The sequence below is a fragment of the Bacillus cereus group sp. Bce019 genome, assembly GCF_051781745.1.
GTDB lineage: Bacteria > Bacillota > Bacilli > Bacillales > Bacillaceae_G > Bacillus_A > Bacillus_A cereus.
The window spans coordinates 1-5,697 of the sequence record NZ_JBPWJX010000044.1; the positions used below are offsets into that span (position 1 = coordinate 1).

A 5,697-nucleotide genomic window follows, 5' to 3' on the forward strand; every position below is an offset into this window, starting at 1 on the left:
ACGTTTCACGTTGTTTGTTTCGTTCAGTTTTCAAAGAACTACTTGGTCGCTCATTTGCGACTTCCTTATGTTAACATTTTCATCTTTCAATGTCAACTAAGTTTTTCATTTTGTTTGTCGCTTTCGACGTTGTTGTCATCGGCGACTTGTTCTATATTACACCTCTAAAGTATAATCGTCAACACCTTTTTATAAAGAACTTCAATTTAATATTTTTATGCTCTTTTAGCTAGATACGTCTCTATAGGATTTCATTATCGAAGAACACCTTCTGCTTCTCTTTAATTTATTTTTCCAAATATATTCGAGTTAATTTGAACTCTAGACTTAACTTGTGTAGACGTTTTCCTCCAACAAAACTAGCAACCTTATTTTAACAAATACTAGTATATAATTAGAGAGTTGTTGTACTATCAATAAAACTCTATTAGAAGCAGGTGAAGATATGAAAGATATACGTATCCTTATAGCAGACGACGATAAAGAAATCCGAAATTTATTAAAAATATATTTAGAACGAGAATTATACACGGTAGACACTGCAATCAACGGCGAAGAAGCCTTGCATTTATTTAATCAAAATAACTATAACCTCGTTATATTAGATCTTATGATGCCCAAAATAGATGGAATCGAGGTATGTAAAAAACTTAGAGATAAAACTAACGTACCTATATTAATGCTCACCGCTAAAGATCACGAAGTTGATAAAATTTTAGGTTTAAGCATTGGTGCTGATGATTACATTACGAAACCTTTCAGCATTCACGAAGTAATTGCACGAGTAAAAGCTCTTATGCGGCGTTTTTTAGTTCTCGGAAGTAACAATACTGCTCAAGAAAAAACAACTTTATCTTTTAAAGGACTAACTATCAATTTAAATACATACACAGTTCATACAAACAAAGAAGAAATCAGCTTGACCGGAAAAGAACTGGAACTATTAAAATTCTTTACTTCAAACCCAGGACAAGTATTTACAAAAACACAGCTCTTCCGCAATGTATGGGACGATAATTATATAGAAGATGATAATACCGTTATGGTACATATTCGAAAACTTAGAAAGAAAATAGAAATCGATCCTTCCAATCCAAAATTCATTCAAACTGTATGGGGAATTGGTTATAAGTTTGTAGGTGAAAAGCTTGAAGATCGATAAAATCCTCTTCCTTATTTCATTACAACTTATCATTTACGGGCTTTTAAATATACAAATGGATCCAAAAGTAAAAATTTCTTTATTTATTACTCTTATCTTAATTACAATGTATCTCTTCTTTTCAAGAATACAATTCATTCAAAATCGCAAATCAATAGACACTAAATTAAGTCGTGCACTAAAGGGGAATTTACAAACGAGATTATTCACAAGTAATGATCAATCGTTACATAATATCGTTTTTTCAATAAACGAACTAATAGCTGAATTAGAAAAGGTTCGGATTAAAGCAAAAAGGTCTGAGGAATCTAGAAAACAACTTTTATCTAGTATCTCACACGATATCCGAACACCACTCACCTCTATTATTGGATATATCGATGCTTTAAAAGATGGGGTTGCTGCTTCTGAAATAGAAAAGCAAGAATATCTTAAAATACTTTATATGAAATCAAATAACTTAAAGCACCTAGTTGATGAAATATTCAATATGGCAAAGCTAGACGCTAATGAATTTCCACTAAAAGAAGAAAAACTCGACTTTTCTGAAGTTACTAGAGAAGCTTTGATCGAGTTTTTACCCGAACTCTCAAAACATAATATTAAACTGCAAGTTCTTATACCAGAGTCTACTTGTCCTATCATTGCAGATCACCTAAGCCTTATGCGGATTATAGGTAACTTAATGAAAAATGCCATTTATTACGGAAAGGATGGGAAAACAATAGGAGTCGAACTGCTAGAAGCTGATGCAGAATACGAACTTCATATTTGGGATCAAGGCCCTGGTATTCCAAAACATGATTTACAAAACATATTTGAGCGAATGTACCGAAGCGAACAATCAAGAAACTCCTCTTATGGTGGTAGCGGTCTTGGGCTTTCTATTTCCAAAGCGCTCGTTGAGAAAAATGGTGGACATATATGGGTTGAAAGTACTCCATGGAAACGAACTACTTTTGGCTTTTCTATTCCAAAACACAATACTTTTAAGAAATAGTTAAGAAATGATTAATATGCAGTTAAGCCTTCCTTTTTATGATGTAAGTAAGAACTTATAGAAAGCAGGTGTCTCCTATAAATACAATTATAAAAACGACTAACCTTACTAAAGTATATGGCAATCAAAAATCAGTAGATAATTTAAATATTAATGTTCAACAAGGGGAAATTTATGGCTTCATAGGCCGCAACGGTGCTGGTAAAACAACAACCATTCGTATGCTGCTTAGTCTTATAAAGCCTACAAGTGGAACGATTGAAATATTCGGAGAGAACTTATTCCAAAATCAAAAAGATATTTTAAGCAGAATTGGTTCTATAGTTGAAGTTCCAGGATTTTATGAAAACTTAACTGCAAAAGAAAACCTATTAATTAATGCAAAGATAATTGGGGTTCACAAAAAGAATGCTATCGAAGAAGCATTAGAAATAGTAGGCTTGCAGCATGAGACAAAAAAGTTAGTAGGAAAGTATTCTTTAGGAATGAAGCAACGCTTAGGAATTGCACGCGCTCTTCTCCATTATCCTGAGCTACTCATATTAGATGAACCAACTAACGGACTAGACCCTATTGGTATTAAAGAAATGCGAAAACTTATTCATTCTTTAGCTCAAGAAAGAAATATAACTATACTCATTTCTAGTCACATATTAGCCGAGGTAGAACAGTTGGTCGATCGTATCGGAATTATTCATGAAGGAAGGTTACTAGAAGAAGTTTCTCTTGATAAGCTGCGCAAAGTAAACCGTAAGTACATAGAATTTCAGGTGAATAATGACAATAAAGCTGCGATGCTATTAGAAAATCAATTTCAAATTTTCGATTATGAGGTACATGATGAAGGGAATATTCGCATTTACTCTCATTTTGGGCAACAAGGATACATTAACAGAACATTCGTTCTTAACGATATCGAAGTATTAAAAATGATGATTAGCGAAGACAGATTAGAAGATTATTTCACCAAACTAGTTGGAGGTGGGACAATTGGTTAATCTACTCTATACAGAACTATTAAAACTAAAACGCTCTAATATGTTTTTAATTAGCATTATTGGAGCTGGTGTCGCACCTTTCTTAGTCGTAGTAGCCTCTTATATACATATAAAAACAAAACAGCCAACTCCGACTATTTGGTTCCACCAGTTATTCACTGACGTTAACTTATATACTACTTTAGTTATAGGATTCCCTTTATACGGAGTAGTTGTTGCTTATATGTTTACCCGCGAATATGCAGAAGATACACTAAAAAATTTACTAACTATCCCCGTGTCGCGCATTAGTTTTATTATAAGTAAGTTCATCATCCTCTTTCTTTGGATTATGATGCTAACTTTAGTCGCTTGGTCGCTTACTTTAATATTAGGGCTATTGGGGAACTTCCCTGGTTTTAACATTACTTTACTTTTAGGTTCTTTCCTAAAATTTTTAATATGTGGTGGACTTCTCTTTCTATTGTCTTCACCTATTGTGCTATTAACTCTTGTAATGAAGAGCTATGTACCGCCTATTATATTAACAGTCATTATTACAATGATGAATCTTATGCTCGTAAACTCCAAGCATAAAGATTTATTTCCGTGGACCGCTACTCTAGATATCGCAAATAACGAATTACAACCGACATATCCACCAGAGTATTCTTATATCATCATTGCAGTAACGACAATTTCCGGATTTATTGCAACACTATTCTATTTTAAAAAAGTAGACATTCATTAATGTATAGGAGTGAAACTATGAGCGATATCATTATTGCCTTCATACTCGGTATTGTAGAAGGATTAGCTGAATTTTTACCTATATCTTCTACTGGCCACCTTATATTAGTCGGGCATTTATTAGGCTTTGAGGGAGAAAGAGCAAAAACGTTTGAAATTGTTATTCAGCTAGGCGCAATTTTAGCTATTGCAATTTTATATCATAAACGTCTCGTTTCTTTATGTAATATTAAACCTCTTATACAGAAAGAAAAAAAATTCAACGCGTTCCATGTATTTCTTGGCGTATTTCCGGCAGTGGTTGCTGGTTTGCTACTACATGATATTATTAAAACATACTTATTCCAGCCATACACTGTTGTGATTGGACTTGTAGCAGGGGCAATTCTTATGATCTTTGCAGAAGTAAAAAAGAAAGAGGTAGCAGCCTATTCACTGGACGATTTAACATACCGCCAAGCTTTAACAATCGGATTATTTCAGTGCTTAGCGGTATACCCTGGCTTCTCTAGAGCTGGCTCTACTATCTCTGGAGGTCTATTAGCAAAAGTAAATTATAAGACTGCATCTGAATTCTCTTTTCTAATAGCTCTTCCTGTAATGATTGGGGCAACAGGCTTAGACTTACTAAAAAGTTGGAAGTATTTAAGTGTCGATGACATCCCTATGTTCGCGGTAGGATTCATTACCTCTTTTATAGTAGCGATGCTAGCAGTAGTAACTTTTCTAAAGCTTTTAGAGAAGATAGGTTTAAAACCTTTTGCATATTACCGTATTTTGTTGGCTATCTTATTTACGCTTTTCGTATTGCTATAGATTCATATAAGTCACATATTATTAAACTGATATTCAATTTAGAATATCGGTTTTTTTATCTATTTCAACTCTAGTATTACTCACTTCAATATGGCATAGTGATAATAAACTACCATTCATAATCTGAACGTTCTTTAAGTAACTATGTCCTTTATCATAAAATGCAATTGGAAAATTAAAGATCCCATATATGTACAGAACATATTTACAAACTATATTCACTCCACATAGTATCTTTTTAATTTGCAAAACACTGATACAAATTAAAAATAAGTACAAAGGCATAACAAATAAATAAATTTCCTAGGAATTATAAAGAGATTACATATTAATTAGAGTGAGGTGACGATAAAAATGAATCAATTAGCACAGACATATTGGGATACTTATTGGGGAAACAACAAAAAACCAGAATCTGTTACAGCTTGGCAATTTGGGGATGCCCCTAATTATCTTGCACAACTAGTAATTGACGGTATTAAAACAGCTACATGCTCCGGTCACATTTTTTATGAATTAGAAAATGAATCGCTACCGACTACTAATGATTATAGTATTATACTCAATAGTAATGATGAACCTGTAGCTATTATTAAGACAATAGAAGTAACTGTAACACCAATGAATGAAGTAAGCGAAGAATTCGCTATCGCTGAAGGCGAAGGAGATCGTACTTATAATTACTGGAGAGACACCCATGTTCGTTTTTTTACAAAGGAACTAAATGAGCTTGGTCTTAATTTCTCTGAAGATATGTTACTCGTCTGTGAGCGTTTTGAACTTGTTGATGTGAACAATAAAGTGAAATTTTAATAAACTGAGATTTACCAGCCATTCTTATTTTTATAAACACAAAAAAGACGAGTCATTCTGACTCGTCTTAAAGTTGCTTGGCGACGTCCTACTCTCACAGGAACAAGGTCCCAACTACCATCGGCGCTAGAGAGCTTAACTTCCGTGTTCGGTATGGGAACGGGTGTGACCTCTCTGCC

6 protein-coding genes and 1 rRNA gene are annotated in these 5,697 nt (G+C 33.5%); 6 read left to right on the forward strand and 1 reads right to left on the reverse strand.

The features are described 5' to 3' along the window. Nucleotides 1-445 precede the first annotated feature (445 nt). The 6 genes from ACS2QP_RS27230 (at nt 446) to ACS2QP_RS27255 (ending at nt 5,518) form a co-directional block, all read left to right on the forward strand. Entirely contained in the window at nt 446-1,162 is a 717-nt protein-coding gene (locus ACS2QP_RS27230) for a response regulator transcription factor (protein ID WP_000652001.1), read from the forward strand. Next, complete coding sequence (locus tag ACS2QP_RS27235; protein WP_000686996.1) at nt 1,149-2,162, forward strand: sensor histidine kinase; 1,014 nt, start codon at nt 1,149-1,151, stop codon at nt 2,160-2,162. Before ACS2QP_RS27230 ends, ACS2QP_RS27235 begins: the two co-directional genes overlap by 14 nt. A gap of 68 nt (nt 2,163-2,230) precedes the next feature. After that, nucleotides 2,231-3,160 carry an ABC transporter ATP-binding protein gene (locus ACS2QP_RS27240; protein ID WP_000074584.1) on the forward strand — a complete coding sequence of 310 codons (930 nt, stop codon included), beginning with the start codon at nt 2,231-2,233 and terminating at the stop codon, nt 3,158-3,160. Beyond that, entirely contained in the window at nt 3,153-3,890 is a 738-nt protein-coding gene (locus ACS2QP_RS27245) for an ABC transporter permease (protein WP_000247720.1), read from the forward strand. The genes ACS2QP_RS27240 and ACS2QP_RS27245 overlap by 8 nt, the downstream gene beginning before the upstream one ends. Nucleotides 3,891-3,907: 17 nt before the next feature. Next, the gene (uppP, locus tag ACS2QP_RS27250; RefSeq protein WP_438883012.1) at nt 3,908-4,705 is read left to right on the forward strand and encodes an undecaprenyl-diphosphate phosphatase UppP; all 798 of its coding nucleotides are present in this window, start codon (nt 3,908-3,910) and stop codon (nt 4,703-4,705) included. Between the two features lie 354 nt (nt 4,706-5,059). Next, nucleotides 5,060-5,518 carry an ASCH domain-containing protein gene (locus ACS2QP_RS27255; protein ID WP_144597668.1) on the forward strand — a complete coding sequence of 153 codons (459 nt, stop codon included), beginning with the start codon at nt 5,060-5,062 and terminating at the stop codon, nt 5,516-5,518. 75 nt (nt 5,519-5,593) lie between these two features. On the opposite strand, the gene rrf is transcribed toward ACS2QP_RS27255, so the two are convergent. Then, a 5S ribosomal RNA gene (gene rrf / locus ACS2QP_RS27260) occupies nt 5,594-5,697 on the reverse strand; the annotation flags it as partial.